19 protein-coding genes are annotated in these 19,146 nt (G+C 69.7%); 5 read left to right on the top strand and 14 right to left on the bottom strand.

What is annotated here, in order from left to right; all coding sequences use genetic code 11:
• Nucleotides 1-2: 2 nt before the first annotated feature.
• The 5 genes from phnK to phnG are packed head-to-tail and all read right to left on the bottom strand — an operon-like array spanning nucleotide 3 to nucleotide 3,847.
• Complete coding sequence (phnK, locus tag A3OM_RS0111590) at nucleotides 3-791, bottom strand: phosphonate C-P lyase system protein PhnK (RefSeq protein ID WP_018043924.1); 789 nt, start codon at nucleotides 789-791, stop codon at nucleotides 3-5.
• Complete coding sequence (locus A3OM_RS0111585) at nucleotides 788-1,675, bottom strand: alpha-D-ribose 1-methylphosphonate 5-phosphate C-P-lyase PhnJ (protein WP_018043923.1); 888 nt, start codon at nucleotides 1,673-1,675, stop codon at nucleotides 788-790. The genes phnK and A3OM_RS0111585 overlap by 4 nt, the downstream gene beginning before the upstream one ends.
• Nucleotides 1,672-2,787 (bottom strand): carbon-phosphorus lyase complex subunit PhnI, encoded by a 1,116-nt coding sequence (locus tag A3OM_RS0111580; protein WP_018043922.1) that lies wholly within the window; start codon nucleotides 2,785-2,787, stop codon nucleotides 1,672-1,674. The genes A3OM_RS0111585 and A3OM_RS0111580 overlap by 4 nt, the downstream gene beginning before the upstream one ends.
• Nucleotides 2,778-3,404, bottom strand: a complete 627-nt coding sequence (gene phnH / locus A3OM_RS0111575) for a phosphonate C-P lyase system protein PhnH (RefSeq protein ID WP_018043921.1) — start codon at nucleotides 3,402-3,404, stop codon at nucleotides 2,778-2,780. Before phnH ends, A3OM_RS0111580 begins: the two co-directional genes overlap by 10 nt.
• Nucleotides 3,404-3,847 (bottom strand): phosphonate C-P lyase system protein PhnG, encoded by a 444-nt coding sequence (gene phnG / locus A3OM_RS0111570; RefSeq protein ID WP_085984222.1) that lies wholly within the window; start codon nucleotides 3,845-3,847, stop codon nucleotides 3,404-3,406. The genes phnH and phnG overlap by 1 nt, the downstream gene beginning before the upstream one ends.
• A gap of 120 nt (nucleotides 3,848-3,967) precedes the next feature.
• Here phnG and phnF point away from each other — a divergent pair, with 120 nt between their 5' ends.
• Nucleotides 3,968-4,714, top strand: coding sequence for a phosphonate metabolism transcriptional regulator PhnF (phnF, locus tag A3OM_RS0111565; RefSeq protein WP_018043919.1), 747 nt, complete (start codon nucleotides 3,968-3,970; stop codon nucleotides 4,712-4,714).
• 91 nt (nucleotides 4,715-4,805) lie between these two features.
• On the opposite strand, the gene A3OM_RS0111560 is transcribed toward phnF, so the two are convergent.
• Nucleotides 4,806-5,249, bottom strand: a complete 444-nt coding sequence (locus A3OM_RS0111560; RefSeq protein WP_018043918.1) for a PACE efflux transporter — start codon at nucleotides 5,247-5,249, stop codon at nucleotides 4,806-4,808.
• 89 nt (nucleotides 5,250-5,338) lie between these two features.
• Here A3OM_RS0111560 and A3OM_RS0111555 point away from each other — a divergent pair, with 89 nt between their 5' ends.
• Nucleotides 5,339-6,247 (top strand): LysR family transcriptional regulator, encoded by a 909-nt coding sequence (locus A3OM_RS0111555; RefSeq protein ID WP_018043917.1) that lies wholly within the window; start codon nucleotides 5,339-5,341, stop codon nucleotides 6,245-6,247.
• 27 nt (nucleotides 6,248-6,274) lie between these two features.
• Here the strand turns inward: A3OM_RS0111555 and phnE (A3OM_RS0111550) are convergent, their stop codons facing one another.
• From phnE (A3OM_RS0111550) to A3OM_RS0111525, 6 genes are all read right to left on the bottom strand, one after another.
• Nucleotides 6,275-7,126, bottom strand: coding sequence for a phosphonate ABC transporter, permease protein PhnE (phnE, locus tag A3OM_RS0111550; RefSeq protein ID WP_018043916.1), 852 nt, complete (start codon nucleotides 7,124-7,126; stop codon nucleotides 6,275-6,277).
• On the bottom strand, nucleotides 7,123-8,001 hold the full coding sequence (gene phnE / locus A3OM_RS0111545; protein WP_018043915.1) for a phosphonate ABC transporter, permease protein PhnE: 879 nt from the start codon (nucleotides 7,999-8,001) through the stop codon (nucleotides 7,123-7,125). Before phnE (A3OM_RS0111545) ends, phnE (A3OM_RS0111550) begins: the two co-directional genes overlap by 4 nt.
• Before the next feature lie 42 nt (nucleotides 8,002-8,043).
• On the bottom strand, nucleotides 8,044-8,970 hold the full coding sequence (gene phnD, locus A3OM_RS0111540; protein WP_018043914.1) for a phosphonate ABC transporter substrate-binding protein: 927 nt from the start codon (nucleotides 8,968-8,970) through the stop codon (nucleotides 8,044-8,046).
• Between the two features lie 29 nt (nucleotides 8,971-8,999).
• Nucleotides 9,000-9,803 carry a phosphonate ABC transporter ATP-binding protein gene (phnC, locus tag A3OM_RS0111535; RefSeq protein WP_018043913.1) on the bottom strand — a complete coding sequence of 268 codons (804 nt, stop codon included), beginning with the start codon at nucleotides 9,801-9,803 and terminating at the stop codon, nucleotides 9,000-9,002.
• A gap of 89 nt (nucleotides 9,804-9,892) precedes the next feature.
• The gene (locus tag A3OM_RS0111530; protein WP_018043912.1) at nucleotides 9,893-10,522 is read right to left on the bottom strand and encodes a DapH/DapD/GlmU-related protein; all 630 of its coding nucleotides are present in this window, start codon (nucleotides 10,520-10,522) and stop codon (nucleotides 9,893-9,895) included.
• A gap of 11 nt (nucleotides 10,523-10,533) precedes the next feature.
• A complete protein-coding gene (locus A3OM_RS0111525; RefSeq protein ID WP_018043911.1) occupies nucleotides 10,534-11,199 on the bottom strand; it encodes a DUF1045 domain-containing protein in 666 nt (221 codons plus the stop codon).
• A gap of 245 nt (nucleotides 11,200-11,444) precedes the next feature.
• On the opposite strand from A3OM_RS0111525, the gene A3OM_RS0111520 reads away from it, so the two are divergent.
• From A3OM_RS0111520 to A3OM_RS0111510, 3 genes are read left to right on the top strand one after another with little or no spacing between them, the layout of a single operon-like run.
• Entirely contained in the window at nucleotides 11,445-12,461 is a 1,017-nt protein-coding gene (locus A3OM_RS0111520; RefSeq protein WP_245257785.1) for a DUF559 domain-containing protein, read from the top strand.
• 13 nt (nucleotides 12,462-12,474) lie between these two features.
• Nucleotides 12,475-13,191, top strand: coding sequence for a hypothetical protein (locus tag A3OM_RS0111515; protein ID WP_018043909.1), 717 nt, complete (start codon nucleotides 12,475-12,477; stop codon nucleotides 13,189-13,191).
• Nucleotides 13,188-16,352: an ATP-binding protein gene (locus tag A3OM_RS0111510; RefSeq protein ID WP_018043908.1), complete on the top strand. Its 3,165-nt coding sequence runs from the start codon at nucleotides 13,188-13,190 to the stop codon at nucleotides 16,350-16,352. The genes A3OM_RS0111515 and A3OM_RS0111510 overlap by 4 nt, the downstream gene beginning before the upstream one ends.
• Before the next feature lie 770 nt (nucleotides 16,353-17,122).
• Here the strand turns inward: A3OM_RS0111510 and A3OM_RS24765 are convergent.
• Nucleotides 17,123-17,590, bottom strand: coding sequence for a DUF5681 domain-containing protein (locus A3OM_RS24765; protein WP_018043907.1), 468 nt, complete (start codon nucleotides 17,588-17,590; stop codon nucleotides 17,123-17,125).
• Nucleotides 17,590-18,939 (bottom strand): DNA methyltransferase, encoded by a 1,350-nt coding sequence (locus A3OM_RS0111500; protein WP_081612658.1) that lies wholly within the window; start codon nucleotides 18,937-18,939, stop codon nucleotides 17,590-17,592. The genes A3OM_RS24765 and A3OM_RS0111500 overlap by 1 nt, the downstream gene beginning before the upstream one ends.
• Between the last annotated feature and the right edge of the window lie 207 nt (nucleotides 18,940-19,146).

The raw sequence follows: 19,146 nt of genomic DNA, 5'->3' as shown, positions 1-19,146 counted from the left end.
CGTCATGCGGCGAGCACCGAGGAGACGAGGAGCTGGGTGTAGGCGGCCTGGGGGTCGTCGAGGACCTGGTCGGTCAGCCCGGTCTCGATCACCCGGCCAGCCCGCATGACGAGGACGCGGTGCGAGAGCAGGCGTGCCACGGCGAGGTCGTGGGTGACGATGATCACCGCGAGGTCGAGCTCGGCCACCAGCCCCCGGATCATGTCGAGGAGGCGGGCCTGGACCGAGACGTCGAGGCCCGAGGTCGGCTCGTCCATGAGCACGAGGCGGGGCGCGGTGACGAGATTGCGGGCGATCTGCAGGCGCTGGCGCATGCCGCCGGAGAAGCGCGTCGGCGGGTCGTCGACCCGGTCGGCGGCGATCTCCACGCGGGAGAGCCAATCGAGGGCGGTGGCGCGGATGCGTCCGTAATGGCGGTCCCCGACGCCCATCAGGCGCTCGCCGACATTGCCGCCGGCCGAGACCGCCATGCGCAGCCCCTGCGTTGCGTCCTGGCGCACGAATCCCCAGTCGGTGCGCATCAGGGCGCGGCGGTCGACGACGCTCAGCGCGGCGAGGTCGCGCGTCACGCCGTCCCGCATCCGGTAGGAGACCGTTCCGGCATCGGCCGCGACCTCGCCGGCGATGAGTGACAGCAGCGTCGACTTGCCGGAGCCCGATTCACCGACCACCGCCAGCACTTCGCCGGGATCGAGGGTGAAGCCGATGCCGTCGCAGGCGAGGCGCCGGCCGTAGCGCTTGGTCAGGCCGTCGACGTTAAGCAAAGGTTCGGGGAGCGGGGGTTCGATCACGCGGCCTCTCCCGTATGGCCGTCGGCGCGGCGGGTCTCGCAATGGTCGGTGTCCGAGCAGACGAACATCCGCCCGCCGGCATCGTCGAGGACGACCTCGTCGAGATAGACGTCTCCCGCCCCGCAGAGCGCGCACGGGCGGTCGAAGCTCTGGACCCGGAACGGATGGTCCTCGAAATCGAGGCTGCGCACCCGCGTGTAGGGGGGAATCGCGTAGATGCGCTTCTCGCGGCCCGCGCCGAAGAGCTGGAGCGCGGGGCAATCGTCCATCTTGGGGTTGTCGAATTTCGGGGTCGGGGAGGGGTCCATCACGTAGCGGCCGGCCACCTCCACCGGGTAGGCGTAGGTGGTGGCGATGTGGCCGTGGCGGGCGATGTCCTCGTAGAGTTTCACATGCATGAGGCCGTATTCGGCCAGCGCGTGGAGCTGGCGCGTCTCGGTCTCGCGCGGTTCTAGGAAGCGCAGCGGTTCGGGGATCGGCACCTGGTAGACGAGAACCTGCCCCTCGGCCAGCGGCGCTTCCGGGATGCGGTGGCGGGTCTGGATCACCGTGGCCTCGGCCGTGCGCGTCGTGGTGGCGACCCCGGCGGTGGCGGTGAAGAAGCGGCGGATCGAAACCGCGTTGGTGGTGTCGTCGGCGCCCTGGTCGATCACCTTGAGCACGTCGGACGCGCCCAGGATCGCGGCCGTCACCTGCACCCCGCCCGTGCCCCAGCCATAGGGCATCGGCATCTCGCGCGCGGCGAAGGGCACCTGGTAGCCGGGGATCGCGATGGCCTTGAGGATGGCCCGGCGGATCATCCGCTTCGTGCCCTCGTCGAGATAGGCGAAGTTGTAGCCGGTGCCCAGCGACGGCGTGACCTGGATTTGGACCTGCGAATTCATTCGGCGGCCTCCCGCAGCGTGGGTTCGTCCGGCTCGGCCGTCCGGGCGGCGTGCTCGGCGCGCAGGCGCCGGACGAGTTCCAGTTCGGCCTGGAAGTCGACGTAGTGCGGCAGCTTCATGTGCTCGACGAAGCCCGTCGCCTGCAGGCTGTCGCAATGGGCCAGCACGAATTCCTGGTCCTGGGCCGGCACCACCACGGCCTCGCCGAGTTCGGCCGCCCGCAGGGAGCGGTCCACCAGCGCCATGGCCATGGCCTTGCGCTCGCCCTGGCCGAAGACGAGGCCGTAGCCGCGGGTGAATTGCGGCGGCACCGCCCCGTGGCCGTGGAACTGGTTGATCATCTGGCACTCGGTCATGTCCACCGTGCCGAGGCTGACGGGGAAGCCGAGTTCCTCCGGCGTGAAGTCGAGCTCCACGGACCCGACCCGGATCTCGCCGACGAAGGGGTGGGTGCGGCCGTAGCCGCGCTGGGTCGAGTAGCCCAGCGCCAGGATGAAACCCTCGTCGCCCCGCGCCAGCCCCTGGAGCCGCACCGCGCGGTCGGCGGGGTAATCCACCGGCTCGCGGGTGAGATCGCCCACGGGCGCGCCGTCGTCCGGCGGCGAGGGTTCGAGCAGGCCCGCCTGCCCCAAAAGATCGGTCACCCGCGGGCAGGCGGCGGCATCCGCCTCCGGCTCGGCCTCGGCGGCGGGTCCGGGGACGGCGCCGTCGGCCAGGGCGAAATCGACGAGGCGGTGGGTGTAGTCGAAGGTCGGGCCGAGCACCTGGCCGCCGGGCAAGTCCTTGAAGGTGGCGGAGATGCGCCGTGCCAGGGTCATCGCGCCGGTGTCGAGGGCCTCCGTGGCGCCGAAGCGCGGCAGCGTGGTGCGGTAGGCCCGCACCAGGAACACCGCTTCCACCACGTCGCCGCGGGCCTGTTTCAGGGCGAGCGCGGCGAGATCGGGATCGTAGAGCGACCCCTCGGTCATCACCCGGTCGACGAGGAGGCGCATCTGCTCGCGGATCTGCGCCACGGTGAGGTCGGGCACCGCCGGGTCGCCGCGCCGGACCTCGGCCAGCAGCCGGTGGGCATTGTCGATGGCGGCCTCGCCACCCTTCACCGCTACGTACATGGGGATGCCTCCGGGGTGAGGGGGCGGGCCGAGCGCGGGAGCCCGGCGAGGCGCCCGGGGGCGACGAGGAGACAGTCGATGCCCAGCGGGAAGCCGGCATGGTTCGCGGCCCAGCGCGACGCCCAGTCAGCTGGCAGGGGGCCGGCATCGAGGCGCACGGTGCCGCGGATGCCCGGCCCCGCAAACGCGAGACCCGTCGCGTCGGACAGGGTCTCGACGGCGAGGATCAGGGTGGCGGAGGCATCGGGGTAGGCGGGGGTCCCCTGCGCGAAATCCGTAAAGGCCGGGCAACGGGCGGGATCGGCGATCAGCGCGAAGGCGGCCTGCCCAGGGGAGGCGACGATCGGCGCCCCGGTGTGGAAGCGCAGGAAGCCGGCCACCGCCGGTTCGGCCCGGAGCGGAGCGTCGAGCCAGACCGGCGTGTCGGCGTCGATGAGCGCCAGCGCCACGGCCGCGAGTTCCGTCGTGAGCGGGGCAGGTGGCGTAAGGGCGGTATCCAGGGGGCGGATGCGGCCGGGCCGGCTCAGGGCCTCCATCGCGGCGCGGAACACCGCCTGCCCGTCATGGACGGGATCGGCGAAGCCATGGGCGAGCTGTGGAGCGAGGGTATGCACCATCAATCCTCTCCCCGCGCCAGGGTGAAGAAGTTCACCCGGGTCGCCGCCACCTTGCGGGCGGCCTGCCGCGCCGCCTCCGCCCGGCGCGCGGCGATAACGGCCAAGGCCGCATCGAGGACCGGGCGCGTCTCCGGGCGTTGCCAGTGCGCGTCGAGGATGGCCGCGAGGCGGGCGCGATCCCGGTCGCGCCCGAGATGATAGGCGAAGCCGGTCTCGCCGCCGGGCAGCCGCACCGCCGCTCTCGTCACCGTGGCCTCGCCGGCGTTGAAGGGCCGGCCGTCGCCGCCGATCCGCCCCCGGACCATCACGAGGCCGGTCTCCGCCGGGCGCAGATCCTCCGCCTCGGGCGTGATTCCGGCCTGTGCCAGGGCGGCCAGCAACTCGGCCGGGCTGGCCTGGCCGGCCCGCTCCATCGCATGCCGGCGGGCTGCGGGGTCTGGCATCCCCGGCTCAGGTGGTGTTTGGCTGGCACTCGGCATCGATCGGTCTCCAGACATGTCTAGATGTATAGACAAGAGGATGATCAGGCGCAAGGAGTTTCGGGCGGGCTATGCGAGCGATCCATGAATGAGGCGGGCGACAGCCCCGTGACAGCGCTCCGGCGCGGGGGCGGTCTCGCCGCCTGGCGGCAGATCGCGGACGCGCTGGCGGGCGAGATCCGCAGCGGTTCACTCGCCGCCGGGGCGCGACTGCCGGCCGAATCGGCGCTCGCCACCCGTTTCGGCGTGAACCGGCACACGGTGCGCCGGGCGCTCGGCGTGCTCGCCGAGGACGGGCTGGTGCGCACCACGCAGGGCAAGGGCAGCTTCGTGGAGCAGGGCCCGATCCCCTATCCGATCGGGCCCCGGACCCGATTCTCCGAGATCGTCACACGCACGGGCCGCGAGGCCTGGGGCGACCTGATCGCGGCCGCGACGGTGCCCGCCGATGCGGGCTGGGCCGAGGCCCTGGGGATCGCCCCCGGCGCACCGATCCTCGCACTCCATACCGTGCACCGGGCCGACGGCGCCCCGATCTCGACGGCCCGGACCTGCCTGCCCCTGCCGCGCTTCTCCGGCTTCGACGCGGCCTACGCCGCCAGCGGGTCGATCACCCGCGCCTATGCGGGCTACGGGGTCGCCGACTACACCCGACTCTCGACCCGGATCGGCGCCCGCCCCGCAGACGCCGAGGAGGCGGCCCGCCTCGACATCGCCCCCGGCCGCAGCCTGATCGTCCTGTCGAGTGTGAACGTGGACGGCGACGGCCAGCGCATCCAGGCCACCCGCAGCCTCTTTGCGGCCGACCGGGTGGAGCTGGTGGTGGAGTGATCGGCGTCTGCGCGACCACGATATCGTCGACACAGGCGACCGGGCGCGTGGACCCGCAATCCAGCCGCCGGCGGAACGGCTCGCCTGCGGTTCAGGCGGACGGCTCGGCTGTGGCCTTGCCCCAGTTCGGCAGGGGAAAGGCGCGGTCGTAGGTCAAATTGAAGACGAAGGCGTAGGCCACGTAGAAGACCGCGATCGCCAGATCCATGAAGAAGGCCTGCGCGAGGCCGATGCCGAGATACCAGGCGATCGGCGGCAGCAGGATCATGAGCAGGCCCGCCTCGAACAGCACGGCGTGCCCCACCCGCAGGAGGAGGCTCTTGCGCGTGTGCCCAACGAGACGCTGCATCGCCCGGTCGAAGCCGAGGTTGTAGACGTAGTTCCAGGCCGTCGCGATCAGGGCGCTGCCGATGCCGATCACCCCCATGTCGGAGGCGTGCAGCCCGAACAGCACGGTGCCGAACGGGACGATGAGGGCCAGCCCGAACAGCTCGAACAGGAGGGCGTGGCGGATACGGTCACGGGTGCTGCGCATGGTCTCGTCTCGAAAAGCCTCGTTGGTTCGTGGCTTTCTATCTGCCATACCCCGTCCGGCAAGTTAGAACGCATCTGAGGATCAGATAGATGGCGGTCTCGCTGGACCAGCTCCAGGCCTTCGTGGCAGCGGCCGAGGCTGGGTCCTTCTCGGGTGCCGCCCGCGTGCTGCGCAAGGCGCAGTCGGCCGTCAGCACGCAGGTCGCGAACCTGGAGACGGATCTCGGGGTGGCCTTGTTCAGCCGGGCGGGCCGGAACCCGGTGCTCACCCCGGCGGGGGAACGGCTGCTGCTGGAGGCGCGCGTGGTGCTCGACCGGCGCGAGCACCTGATCGGCCTGGCGAGCAGCCTGGAGCGGCGGGTGGAGAACCGGCTGGTGGTCGCCATCGACGAGCTCTATCCCGAGCATGCGCTGGGTGCCCTGTTCGCCGACTTCGCCCGGCACTTTCCCTTCGTCGAGCTGGAGCTGCTCTTCCCGCTGATGGAGGATGTCAGCCGCATGGTGCAGTCCGGCGCCGCCGATCTCGGCGTGATGTGGCGCCAGGAGGTGCTGCCCACGGAACTCGGCTTCCAGACCATCGGCTGGGTGCCGCTCAAGCTCGTCTGCGGGCGCGACCACCCGCTCGCCAAAGCGCGGGTGGAGTGGGAGGAACTGAAGCGGCACCGCCAGATCCTGGTCGCCGCGCGCAGCGACGGGCCGGAGAAGCGCCGCCTGCGGGTGGCCGCCGAGGTGTGGTGGGTGGAGAGCCACTGGGTGATCCTGGAGCTGGTGAAGCACGGGATCGGCTGGGCCTTCGTCACCGACCACGTCATCGCCTCGTCGCTCACGGCGCCGTACCTCGTCACGCCGGACCTGCAGTTCGACGCGGGCGACTGGCCGATCGCCCTGGAACTGGTCTGGCACAAGCAGCGGCCCTGCGGCCCCGCCGCGACCTGGCTGCGCGCGCGCTTCGCGGCGGAGCGGATCGGCCCCGTCTCGCGGGACGGACAGACGGGCTGACGGGGAGGGCCGGGCAGACCTTCCCGCTCAGGTCGTCGCGCCGCCGATCAGGGCCCGGCGCAGGCGGCCGGAGACGGCGTCGATGATCGCCACGGTGATGAGGATCATCAGGATCAGGAAGGCCACTTGGCGCAGTTCGAGGACGCGGATCAGCTCGGTCAGGTACTGGCCGATGCCGCCCGCGCCGACGATGCCGATGATGGTGGCCGAGCGGGTGTTCGACTCGAAGAAGTACAGCACCTGACTGCCGAGCACCGGCAGCACCGCCGGAATGAGGCCGAAGCGGATGCGATGCAATTCGGCGCCGCCGGAGGCGGAGATGCCCTCGCCGGCCTTGCCGTCGACGGTCTCGACCGCCTCCGAGAACAGTTTGCCGAGCGCCCCGACATCCGCGCAGGCGATGGCGAGCGCACCGGCGAAGGGGCCGAGCCCGACCACGTTGATCCAGATCAGCGCCCAGATCAGCACGTCGACGGAGCGCACCACGTCGAGGCCGCGCCGGACGGTGAAATGCACGAAGGGATTGGGCACGACGTTGCGGGCGGCCAGGAACGCCACGGGAAACGCCAGGATCGCCGCCGTCAGCGTCCCGATGAAGGCGATGCCGAGGGTCTCGGCGAGCGCCTGAAGGAAGGCCCAGGCTCGCCCGCCGGTCTCCGGCGGCAGCATCATGAGGCTGAACTCGCCGAGGCGGCCGAGGCCATTGAGAAGGCGGGCGGCGGAGAAATCGAGGCGCACCAGCGCGTAGCCGGCCACAGCGACGAGGGCGGCGAGGGCGAGACCCGCGAGAAGGCGGGCGCGCCAGGCCGGGCGGAAGCTGTCGGGAAAGCGCCGGCGCAGGGCGGCGATCTCAGCCGGATCGAGGTCGGGACCGGTCATCGCAGGCTCCCGAGAAGGTGGTGGCGCAAGCGCTCGGTGCCGAGGTCGATCGCCATCACGGTGAGGATGATCAGGACCAGGATCGCGCTGACATCGGCGTAGTAGAAGTTGCGGATCGCCACGAGGAGCTCCTGCCCGATGCCGCCGGCGCCGACGAAGCCCATGACGCCCGCGCCCCGCACGTTGATCTCGAAGCGCAGCAGCCCGTAGGAGACGAAGTTCGACAGCACCTGCGGCAGCACGGCGAAGCGCAGGGTCTCGATCCGGCCCGCCCCGGCGGCGGTGAGGCTCTCCACCGGCTTCATGTCGATGTTCTCGACGACCTCGGAGAACAGTTTTCCCAGCGCCCCCGTGGTGTGGATCGCCAGCGCCAGCACGCCCACCATCGGCCCGAGGCCGAAGGCGATGACGAAGAGCAGCGCGAACACGATCTCGGGCACCGTGCGGCAGAATTCGAGCCCGCGCCGCACCAGGAAACAGGCCGTCCGGCTGCCGGTCACGTTGGCGGCGGCGGAAAAGCACAGGAGGACGCCGCCGATGGCCCCCAGCAGGGTGCCGAGATAGGCCATCAATAGGGTCTCGCCCAGGAGAGCCAGCCATTTCGGCCAGCCCCAGTACCATTCGGCGAGGTCCCCCGGCAGGTTCGCCAGGGTCAGGTGGGGCAGGATCTGGGCGATGTAGTCGGTGAACCGGCCGATATTGGCCGCGAGCACCAGGGGACGCACCTCGGCGGCGTGGGCGGCGAGCCCGGCGAGGACGACGATCACGGCGAGGCCGGCCCAGGTCCGGCGCCGGGTCGCGGAGACGGCCGCGTCGTAGGCCCCCGCCAGGGCGGAGGCCCGGTGCGGGGGCAGGGGCGCGATCCGCTCAGGCATCGGTCGTGACCGGCGGTGCCGCGTGGATCGGGACAGGTCCGGTCAAGATTTGCGGCGCTGGTCGTCGTTGAACTTCAGCATCTCGATGATCGGCTGGTAATCCTTCAGGGTCACGGCGGTGAAGCCCTGGTCCTTGCCGTCCGAGAGCCGGTCGAACGCCGCCTTGTCGGCCGTCGGCATCGCCACGAGGGCGTCGCGGATCTTCGCCTTGAGGTCGTCGGGCAGGCTCGCCAGCATGGCGAAGGGCCCCTCGGGCAGGAAGTCGGACTTGAACACGACACGGAAATCGGCCTGCGTCAGGGGCGTGCCGTCGGGCTTCTTGAGCATGCCCTTGGCGGCCATGCGGGTGACCATGGTGTCGGTGTCGGTGTTGTAGAGGTTGGCGGCCGCCTCCACCGTGCCCTGGACGAGGGCGAGGACGGCGTTCTCGTGGCTGCCGGCATAGACGGTCTTGCCGAAATGCGCGTCGACCGGGTGGCCGGCCTTGTGCAGGAAGAAGCGCGGCGCCTGGTTGCCGGAGGTGGAGTTGGGGTCGACCAGGGCGAGGTTCTTGCCCTTCAAGTCTTCGATCGTCTTGTAAGGGCTGTCGGCGCGCACGTAGATCACCGAGTAGTAGCCCGAGGCGCCGGTGTCGTGCTTCTGGTTGACGATGGGCTCGATCTTGACGCCGGTCATCACCGCGCGGGCGAAGGAAGCGGGACCGTAGAAGGCGAGCTGGGCATTGCCGGCGCGCTGGCTCTCGATCACGGCGGCGTAGTCGTTGGCGATGCGCAGCTTCACCGGGACGCCGAGGGTCTTCGACAGGTAGGCGGTCATCGGCGCGTAGCGATCGGTGGTGCCCGACGCGTTCTCGGCCGGAATCACCGCCAGGGTCAGCTCGGGATAGGCCGCCTTCCAATCCTGCGCAGCGGCCGGGACGGCGAGGAGGGCGAGCGCGAGGGCTCCGGCGAGGGATCGACGGGTCAGCATGGGGATCTTCCGGATGGGGTGGTGAGGAATCAGGCGACGAGGGCGGTGGGATAGACCCGGGGCGGCGCCGACGCGGCGGGGGCGTCGAGGACCTCGCCGGCCTCCAGCCCGTAGAGCTGGCGGGCGACATCCTCGGTGAGGTCGGCGGGCGCGCCGTCGAACACGAGGCGTCCGTCGGCGAGACCGACGAGGCGGTCGCAATAGCCGCGGGCGAGGTCGAGGGAATGCAGGTTGCACAGCACGGTGATGCCGTGGCGCCGGTTGGCCTCGGCGAGCGCGTCCATGACGATGCGTGTGTTGCGCGGGTCGAGGGAAGCCACGGGCTCGTCGGCCAGGATCAGATCCGGGGCCTGCATCATCGCCCGCGCTATGGCGACGCGCTGCTGTTGTCCGCCCGAAAGCTGGTCGGCCCGGTGGCAGGCGAAGTCGCCCATCCCGAACTCGTCGAGGGCGGCCAGCGCGAGGGCGCGCTCGCGCTCGGACCAGAGCTTGAACAGGGAGCGATGCCGGGGAACCTCCGAGAGCCGGCCCATCAGCACGTTGCTCAGCACGTCGAGGCGACCGACGAGGTGGAACTGCTGGAAGATCATCGCACAGCGCGCCCGCCAGCGCCGCAGGTCGCGGCCACGCAGGGCAGTGACGTCGAGGCCGTCGAACAGGATGCGGCCGCCCGTCGGCTCGGCGAGGCGGTTGATCATCCGCAGCAGGCTCGACTTGCCGGCGCCCGAGCGCCCGATGACGCCGACGAACTGGCCGCGGGGAATGGCGAGAGAAACGCCGTCCACCGCGCGGCGGTCGCCGTAATGGCGGGCGAGACCTTCGAGGATCAGCATGCGGGGGTCCAGTGTTTCATGTCGAACGCTGGTAGACCCGCTCTGCACGACAGGAGAATGACTATTCTCTGGCTAAACAATTGCCGGGATTATTGTGCCTCGCTCTCGTGACGCTCCAGAAATGCTTCGATCGACAGAGCGCGGAAGTCCGGCAGTGCCCGGCGGAGGCGCGCATGGTCCCAGTCCCACCAGGCCAGCGCCTGCAGGCGCTCGGCGACCGCCTCGGGGAACCGGCGCCGCACGACGCGGCCGGGGTTACCGACCACGATGGTGTAGCGCGCGACATCCCGCGTCAGGATCGTGCCCGCCCCGACCACCGCCCCGGTGCCGATACTGCGACCGGGCAGGATGACGGCGCCATGACCGATCCAGACATCGTGGCCGATGGTGACGGGTAGGGCGCGGCGCCGGGCGAAGAAGGCCGGCTCGTCCTCCTCGCCCGGCCAGTAGGCGCTGGCCCGGTAGGTGAAATGGGATTGGGAGGCCCGCTCCATCGGGTGGTTGCCGGGGTTGATCCGCACATGCGAGGCGATGGAGCAGAACTTGCCGATGGTCGTGTAATTCACCTGCCCGTCCTCGACGATGTAGGAATAGTCGTCGAGGCTCGTCTCGCTGAGGCGCGTGCGGGCGCCGACCTCGGTGTAGCGGCCGAGGCGGCACCGGGAGAGTTCGGCGGTCGGGTGGACGGCCGGTTCGAGGCCGAGGCGATCGGAGACCATCGGGGTTTCCTTCAGGGCGAGAAGGGCAGGCGGCGCAGGAGGCGGAACGGCGCCGTGCCGTCCTGGACGACGACGCTCACCGCATCGATCACCAGGTCGGGCAGGTCCGCAGCGGCCTCGGCCAGCAGGGGCAGAGCGGTCGCGCGCTCCTCCGGGGCAAGGCGGCCGGTCAGGGTCATGTGGAAGCGGAACGTCTCGAACACGTGCGGGTAGCCCCAGCGCTCCAGCAGCGCCCGGCCCCGGGGATCGAGGCGCTCGGGGCGGCGGCGGGCGCGCTCAGGGGGGGTGAGGGGCGCGCGCAACGGATCGAGGGCGCAAACGCACTCGGCCGCGAAGAGGCCGAGAGAGGGCGGGGGCGCCTCCGGCACCAGGGCGATGAAATCCCCGAGGGCGGCGACCCGCAGGGGGCCGACGGGCAGGGGGCTCCGGTGCGCCGCCAGGGCCGCGGCCGCATGGAGGAGATCGGCCTCGGTCGCGTCCGGGGCGAGGCGCATCGGCGCCTTCAGGGTGGCGTGGAACCCGTAGACGCGCGGCTCGGCCGTGTTGGCCGCGAGGATGGCCCGGAGCGCGTCAGGACCGGGCGCCGGGCCGGCTCCCAGGATCGCGTCGCCGAAGGCGGCGAGCGCCGAACTCGGAGCAGGGGTGAAATACAGGGCGTATCGGGCAAGGTCGTCCAAAGGAGCTTTTCCTCGGCTGCGCGCGACGGGCCGAAGACCTCATAGGTCGTCGCCCGGACGGTGATATGACAGGCCGGATGCCGAAGAAGAGAGGTCCGCCGTGGCCTGCCAGGCCTGATACTTCGTCACATGGGCGGTCGGGTAGCCAAGAAGGACAACCTGTGCTGGTCTGCAACCTTGACCGACGACAGGAGATCGAGGACGACCCGACGCGCGATGCACAGTCTCAGCGTAAGTCTCTCATCGTGAAAACGGCAGCCGCCTTTAGCGACAGGGCGAGGCCGCGCCTGGAGCGGACCGCACTCGCCGAACGGGTCTTCCGGCTGGCGCCGGGCCGTCGGCTCGTCGTCGTCGACATTGGTTGCGACGGCATCGCCCAGGCCATCACCGCCGATGACGATCACGCCCGCGGCGCGTTCCTGCTCGTCACCGACGGTCTGCGAACCGGTGCGGCGGTCCTCGACCGCCTCCTCGACGATCTCGCCGATCTCGCGCTCAGCCGCTGGCCGCATTGGCATGGGGTGGATGACGGCGGCCTCGCGGACACGGATCACTCTTTCGATCCGATCGTATCCGGTCCCTGGCTCAGGGCAGCACGGCGGCGAGCCGGCGCCGGCCACCCACCCCGGTTCCGCGAAGCCGCGCGGGAACTCCAGTTCGTTCAGCTGCTGCACGCGATCGACCCGTCCGGCGTCGTCCTGATCGGCGAGATCAATCCCGCATCGCCGGCCCGCGCCGCGCCGGTGATCGAGGCCCTGGAATGGTGCATGGGCCATGGTGCGGCCATCGTCATGGCGCTGCCGGCGTGGCCGCCCGATTCCACCCCCTACGATCGCATCCTCTACGGCGCCTGCGAGATCGTGCGCGAGCGTCCTCCGGTCGCCGAGCGCTTCCTCCCGCCGCGTTCGAAGGCCCATCCCGCCAGCGCGATCGAGCAGCGGGTGGAGACGGCCCTGCAGCAGGACGCCGAACTGCGCGGTCTGTTCTGCTGCAACGAACCCGTGCCCGTCGGCGGCTGGGGGCAGCCGCCGCGGGTCGACCTGCTCTGCCGCGCGCACCGCATCGTGGTGGAACTCGACGGACCCGAGCACCGCAGCGCTGCGAGATACGCCGACGACCGCCACCGGGACTATACCCTGCTGACGGCGGGCTACCTCGTGCTGCGGATCACCAACGAGCAGGTCGAGGCCGATCTTCGACGGGCCATCGAGAAGATCCGCTCCGTCGTCCGGCTCCGCAGCCTACCGATAGACGCGACATGAGGGGTTCGATCCGATGAGCCAGACGCCGACGCCGACGCCGAAGCAGGCGCTGATCCTTTGGTGCCTGCTGGGCAAGCACGGCAGTGCCCTGCAGAGTGAGGTCGTGCCCAAGGTCGACGCCGCCGATCGCAGGGCATTGGTCTCCGGGCGGTACCTCTCCGAGGAGAAGCAGGGTCGCTCCATCCGGCTGACCGTCACGGACGGGGGCTGGAACTGGGCAGGCCAGCACCTGCGCGACCCGCTCCCTGCGAATTTCCGCGTCCTGCAGGACTGGCTGGAGCGGATCGACCGGCATCTCGCCACGACCGGCGAGACGCTGGCCGGCCTCATCGGCACGCCGGCGACGCCCGGGCCACGTCCTGCCGAGTCCCCCTCTGCCGAGTCCCTCCCTGCAAAGCCCACACGCAGCCGCACCGCAAAGGCGGCACCACCGGGTTCGGCAAAGCCAAGGAAGCTCACGAAGAAGCAGGTGCGCGCCCGCATCGAGGCCGCCTATCTCGCGCTCACGGAGGGGCAGAAGGCACAGGCCGTGCGCCTCAGCGCGCTGCGCGCGCATCTGAGCGAACTCGACCGCGCCACCGTCGATGCCGGGCTCGCGGCCATCCTGGCCGGTGATCCGACGGCGCGGCTGAGCCAGCTCAGCGATCCGAAGTCGCTCTCCGCCGATGAGCGCGAAGCGGCGTTCAGCCCGGCGGGCGAACCGTTCCACTTCATCTGGATCCAGTCATGAGCGACGCCCTCGACGCCCTGCGCCGGGTCGATTTCGATTGGGTGCGCACCCTCGACAGCGTGTGGCTCGACGTGGAGCCGACCGGCGGCCCGAACGATGCGCTCCCGCCCGGGATCATCGCGGATCTGCACAGGGAGGCGCCCGGTCCTGCCTCCCGCGCGATGGGGCGCGTGCTCATCGGCCCGTCGGGCGTCGGCAAGACGCATCTCGTCGGGCAACTCAGACGGGAGGCCTGGCGCTCGGGCAGCTGGTTCGTGATGCTCGACGTCCTCGGCCTGTCGGAGTTCTGGCGCAGCGCCGCGCTGAGCTTCCTCACCGCCATGCTGCATCAGATGCCGGACGGCCGGCGCCAATCCGACGCCGTGCTGGCCGGGGTGGCGCGCCAGTTCAAGGTCGAAAGGCATGTGGAGGAGGCATTCAACACCCCCGACGTCGACACGCGCAAGATCGTCGTCCTCCTCGTCAAGGCGTTGATGAGCGTCGACATGGGGAGCGCGCTCAAGCACCAGGACGTGTTCCGCGCCCTGTGTCTGCTGCGCTCGAACGATTTCGGCGCCGTGGGCCTCGCCCATGCATGGCTGCAGGGCTACGACGCCGACCCGGTCGCCCGCGCCGAACTCGGGTTTCTCCGCCCGCCGCCCACGCCGAAGGAACTCGTCGAGGGCATGTCGTGGATCATGAGCCTGAGCGGTCCGATCCTGGTCGCCGTCGACCAGATCGACGGTGTGATCGACGCCGGCCATTTCGTCGGACAGGACGAGTTCGAGGGCCGGCAGGGGCTGGCGGAGGTGCTCGCCTCCGGCCTGCTCGAACTCCACGATGTCCGTCACCGCGGCATGACGGTCATCACCTGCCTCCAGAACTCCTGGGAGCGGCTGGAGGAGCGGGCCCTGACGCCGCTGCTGCAACGATACGGGACGCCCGTCCTGCTGCAGGGCATGAACGACCGGGCCGCAGCGGCGGCGTTGATCCGCGCCCGGCTTGCCCCGGCCTACGCGGAGGCTGGCTTCGAGCCCCCTTACCCGACCTGGCCGTACAGCGACGCCGCGATCGCAGACGCGGCCCGCTCCGGCATGATGCCGCGCACGCTCCTGATGCGCTGCGACGCCTTCCGGCGCGATTGCCTCGCGCAAGGGGCCGTCACCGTGTGTGACAACCTCGTCCAGGCCCCTGACGGGCATACGCGTGACGCGACCGCCGACGCCGTGTTCGACCTCGACCGGGCCAAGCGCAACGCCGACATCGCCGGTTTGCTCGACGAGGAGGCGGCCCTCGGGGAGATCCTGCGCACGGCCTTCGACCTCTACGCGCTCGAAGACGATCCGGACGATGCGCTCGACGTGGCGAGCAAGGGCGAACCCGACCAGAAGATCCCGCCTCTGCACGGCCGGCTGATCCTGATCGACCGAGACCGGAACGACCACGAACGGCATGTGTGCTACCGTGCCTTGCTACAGCCGAACGCCATCGCCTTCCAGGCGCGCCTGCGTGCCGCGCTGACCGCCTCCGGCATCTCGGCACGCATGCCCGACCGAAGCCTGGTGATCGTGCGCCGTGCCCCGGTGCCCGGCGGCGCCAAGACGAAGCAGTTGTTCGACGCCTTCCTCGCGGCAAAGGGCGTGCTGATCGACCCGGTGGAAGACGACCTGCGCACCTTCGTCGCGTTGCGCGACCTGCACGCGAGCTCCGCCGAGGAGGGGCGGCAGGACCGGTTCGAGGCTTGGCTGCGGGCGCACAGGTTCGTGCGCGCCACCGCCTTCTTTCGCCAGGCCGGCCTGGCGGAGTCGGGAGGAGCCGACATCCCCGTCCTCGCGGACGGGACGGACTCCACCGGGACCGTCGACACGACTGCGACTTCCGTGGTGCGGATGCCGAGGGAGAACCCGGACGCGGCAAAGCCGCCGACGGCCCCTTCCAAGCCCGCTCCGACCGTATTGCCCGACGCCATCCCGGTCGGTCATCGCCTCACGCCGGACGCGCCGACGGTGACGCTTCCGCTGCGGCTCCTGCCGCGGCACACGTCCATCATCGCCGGCTCCGGCTCGGGCAAGACGGTGTTGTTGCGCCGGCTGGTCGAGGAGGCGGCGCTCGCCGGCATCCCCGCCATCGTGGTCGATCCGAACAACGACCTGTCGCGGCTCGGCGATTCCTGGCCCGAGCGGCCGACGGCCTTCACCCCGGAGGACGCCGACAAGGCCGCCCGCTACGCCGAGCGCGTCGAGGTGGTGGTCTGGACGCCCGGGGTCTCCGCCGGCAATCCGCTGTTTCTGTCCGTCCTGCCGGACTTCTCGGGACTCGGCGAGGACGCTGACGAGCGGGGACAAGCCGTCGAGATGGCGGGCGAGACCGTGGGGCCCCTCGCCGGTGCGAGGAAGACGATCCAGCGCGGCGTGCTGGCCGACGCGTTGCGCCTCTTCGCCGAGCGTGGCGGCGGCGGCCTCGCGGACTTCACCGCCTTGCTCGCCGACCTGCCGGACGGCGTGAGCGAGATCGGCGGCGCGACCAGGATCGCCGCCGGGATGGCCGACGAGTTGCACGCGGCCGTGGCCACGAACCCGCTCCTGAAAGCCAGGGGCAGCGTGCTCGACCCGCAGGTCCTGTTCTTCGGCTCCGACCCGGCGCGCACCCGCATCTCGGTGATCAACCTCGCCGGTCTCGCCTCGGAGGCGGCGCGGGAGGACTTCGTAAATCGCCTGCAGATGACGTTGTTCGGCTGGATCAAGACGCATCCGAGCCCGCGCGGCATGCTCTACGTCGTGGACGAGGCGCAGACCTTCCTGCCGTCGCAAAGAGCCTGTCCGAGTCTCGGCAGCGGCATCAAGCTCGTGGCGCAAGGACGCAAGTACGGGCTGGGCATGGTCGTTGCGACCCAGGTGCCCAAGGGCCTGCACAACCAAATCGTCTCGAACTGCACGACGCAGTTCTTCGGCCGCCAGAGCGCACCCGCGACCATCGCCGCAGCCCAGGAGATCATGGCGGCGAGCGGCGGCGCGGCCAGCGACATCGGCAAACTCGGCGCGGGCGAATTCTACTTCGCCACCGAGGGATCGGGGAAGCCGGCAAAGCTGCGCACACCATTGTGCCTGAGCCACCATCCGGCCAACCCGCCGACCCCCGATCAGGTCGTGACGATAGCCAGGCGATCGATCGCCTTCGCATGATCCCGCGGCTGCCATGCGCCGGCCGGGCATGGAAGCGGGGGCACGGTGCCACTCGCATGGTGCGCCTCGGGCGCGTCAGAATTTTGAGAAGGCCGATCGGCTGGGAGCCATCGTCCTTTTGCGGAAGCTGGGCAGGTTTGCACAGTTCGGCGAACAGTGCCTTCGCGCCTCCGGTGTTCAGCCCGGCAGGAGGGCCAATCAGCCGCTCGTGCATGTCGGCTGCAGCCTCGAGCAGCGCATGGAGCCTCACGTCGATCATGAGGATGGGCACTGCCATGGTCGGGCAGCGGGTCTGCTGCCGCCGGCGCAATCCCGCGGTTCCCGAGGGAATTGTCAGGAGGTCAAAAGTGCACCGCCTCGGAGAAGCGTCCCCAACGGCAACCGTTCGCTAAATCCTTGAGACTGCGCACGTCTCCCGCAACACGCGAATTTCCGTCGTTCGCGGGGAGCGAGTGGTGGGGCACGCATCCGGCCAAAACCGGTCTCTGCTGTCATTTCCCTGCTAACAGGGAAAACAACAGGGAAAACGGAGCGGTGCAGCTCTAGGGCTCGGTTTTTGGTCGGCAATACTGCAGCTGAAGCAATGCCTTAGGGGGCAATTCCCTGTGCGGCGGAACAGGGAATTGGTCTCAGCCGAACAGGGAGGCGTTTGGTCGAAACAGGCAAGCCGATCGGTGTGAGCAGGGATCGTCTCGGCTCAAATGCAAAAAGGCCGGAAAGCCGTTAGGCTCTCCGGCTGAATATGGTTTTGAGGGATTGGGGGAGGGGGCTCAGGTCCCCACCGGCTCCAAGGCGACGTCGCTTGGGCTGACGAACCGAACCTCGATGCTGGGCGGATACTTTGGTTGATCGTCCAGGACGTCCAACCATTCCTCGTGGGACATGCCATCGGGCTCTGTCTTCGGCGCCAAGGCCTTGATGTTATCGAAGAGGAGTTTGGCGGCTTTCATATCGCCCTGCATGGCCTTCCGGGTGAGCTGCTGGGCGAGTGCCTCGATCTGGGTTGTCCGGATCGTGCGGCCATCCTTGGTGATAGTGATCGGCTCACGCGCGGCCTGGGTGAGCGCGTCCAGAAGATCGCGTCGGCCGAGCGGTGCTGAGTGCCCCCGGGGCCGCCCGCGGGGATTGCCGGACTGGCCCTTCCGGAAGCGATGGTCGGCCGGCGGCTTGCCGTATCCGACCTCGTACGCGGTGGGCCGCTTTGGTTTGATCGTCGTGGTGTTAGCAGCGTCAGCCATCACGCAGCCTCCTCGAGCATGGCAGGGGCCGTACGGGCCGATCGGACCTCGTCCCAGGTTTCATCCGTACCGTCGAGAATGGCGTCACGGCCTGTGAACGCCTGCCAGCGCCGAACAGCGACATCGACATAGACCGGGTCGAGTTCGAGCACCCGCGCCTCACGCCCGGTCTTCTCCGCAGCCAGCAGGGTCGTACCGCTGCCCGAGAACGGATCGAGGACGATCGCACCGCGGCGCGTCACATCCTTGATCGCATCGAGGACCAGGGCCACCGGCTTGACGGTGGGATGCAGCGCCAGATCTCCTGCTCCCTTGAAGGTGTTGACCCCGGAATAGGTCCACACGTTCGAACGGTTGCGCCCGTGCCGGCCGAGCTCGACGTTGTTGGTGTGGCCCGCCGTGCCAACTTTGTAGAGCGCGATCAACTCGTGCTGCGAGCGGTAGAGCGAACCCTGCCCCGGATTGGTCTTGCTCCACACGATCAGGTTCTTCTGCTCGCCGAATAGAGGGCGGGTGGCGGCATGCAGCTCCGGCAGGTGACGCCAATCCATGCAGACGTAGTGCAGGGCGCCATTACGCGAGACCGAGACGGCATTGCCGAGGCTCTCGGTCAGGAAGGCGGTGAAGGCCTCCTCCGTCATCTCGCCCGAGCCCATGACGAACTCACGGTGCTGGACCCGGCCACGGCCCATGACGTGGCCGTTGACGGGTACGTTGTAGGGCGGATCGGTGAAGACCATGTCGGCCTTACGTCCGCCCATCAGACGCTCGACGTCATCGCTACTGCACGCACTGCCGCATAGGATCCGGTGCGGACCAAGCTGCCAGAGGTCACCGAGCTGCGAGACCGGTGCTTCCGGCTCATACTGCTCGTCCTCGCGCGAGGCAAGGCGCTCCTCTTCGAGATCCCCCGTCAGCAGATCGAGTTCGGCGATCTCGAAACCGGTGATCGACAGATCCAGGCCGATCTCAGGCAGGTGGATGGCGAGTTCACCGAGCTCGAGGGCGAGGGTTGCCCGATCCCAACCGGCGAGAGTCGCGATCTTGTTGTCGGCAATCGCATAGGCGCGCTTCTGCGTGTCGCTCAGGTGATCGAGCCGGACGGTCGGGACCGTGGACAGGCCGAGCTGTTTTGCCGCCATCAAGCGTCCGTGCCCGGCGAGCACGAGGCCAGTCTCGTCGACGACGAGCGGCACGGTGAATCCGAATGCCCTGATGCTGTCGGCGACCTTGGCTATCTGCTTCTTGGAATGAGTGCGGGCGTTGCGCGGATTGGCCCTAAGGGCAGCCGGAGCCTGGTCGAGGATGGTCAACCCAGCCGTGGGGAAGGCAGGCGTTTTTGTCGTCATGGTGGGGATGTCCTTCGAAAGCGCGCACGACGACGGGCCCGCGTGCCGGAGGGCAGCAGGGTTAAGGTCGACGCGGGAGGGGGCGGAGAGGAGGGCCGCTCGGGCCTAGAGACAGAAACGCCCCGGGACGGGTGCCGCGGGGCGAGGGGACGTGCAATCGTGCAGCGGCCTATTCAGGCGCGCCGTTCGGGAAGGATCACGATTGCG

The organism is Methylobacterium sp. 88A (assembly GCF_000376345.1).
Classification (GTDB): Bacteria; Pseudomonadota; Alphaproteobacteria; order Rhizobiales; family Beijerinckiaceae; genus Methylobacterium; species Methylobacterium bullatum.
The sequence above is the reverse complement of the archived record's forward strand: the minus strand, read 5'-3'. Positions and strand labels throughout refer to the sequence as shown.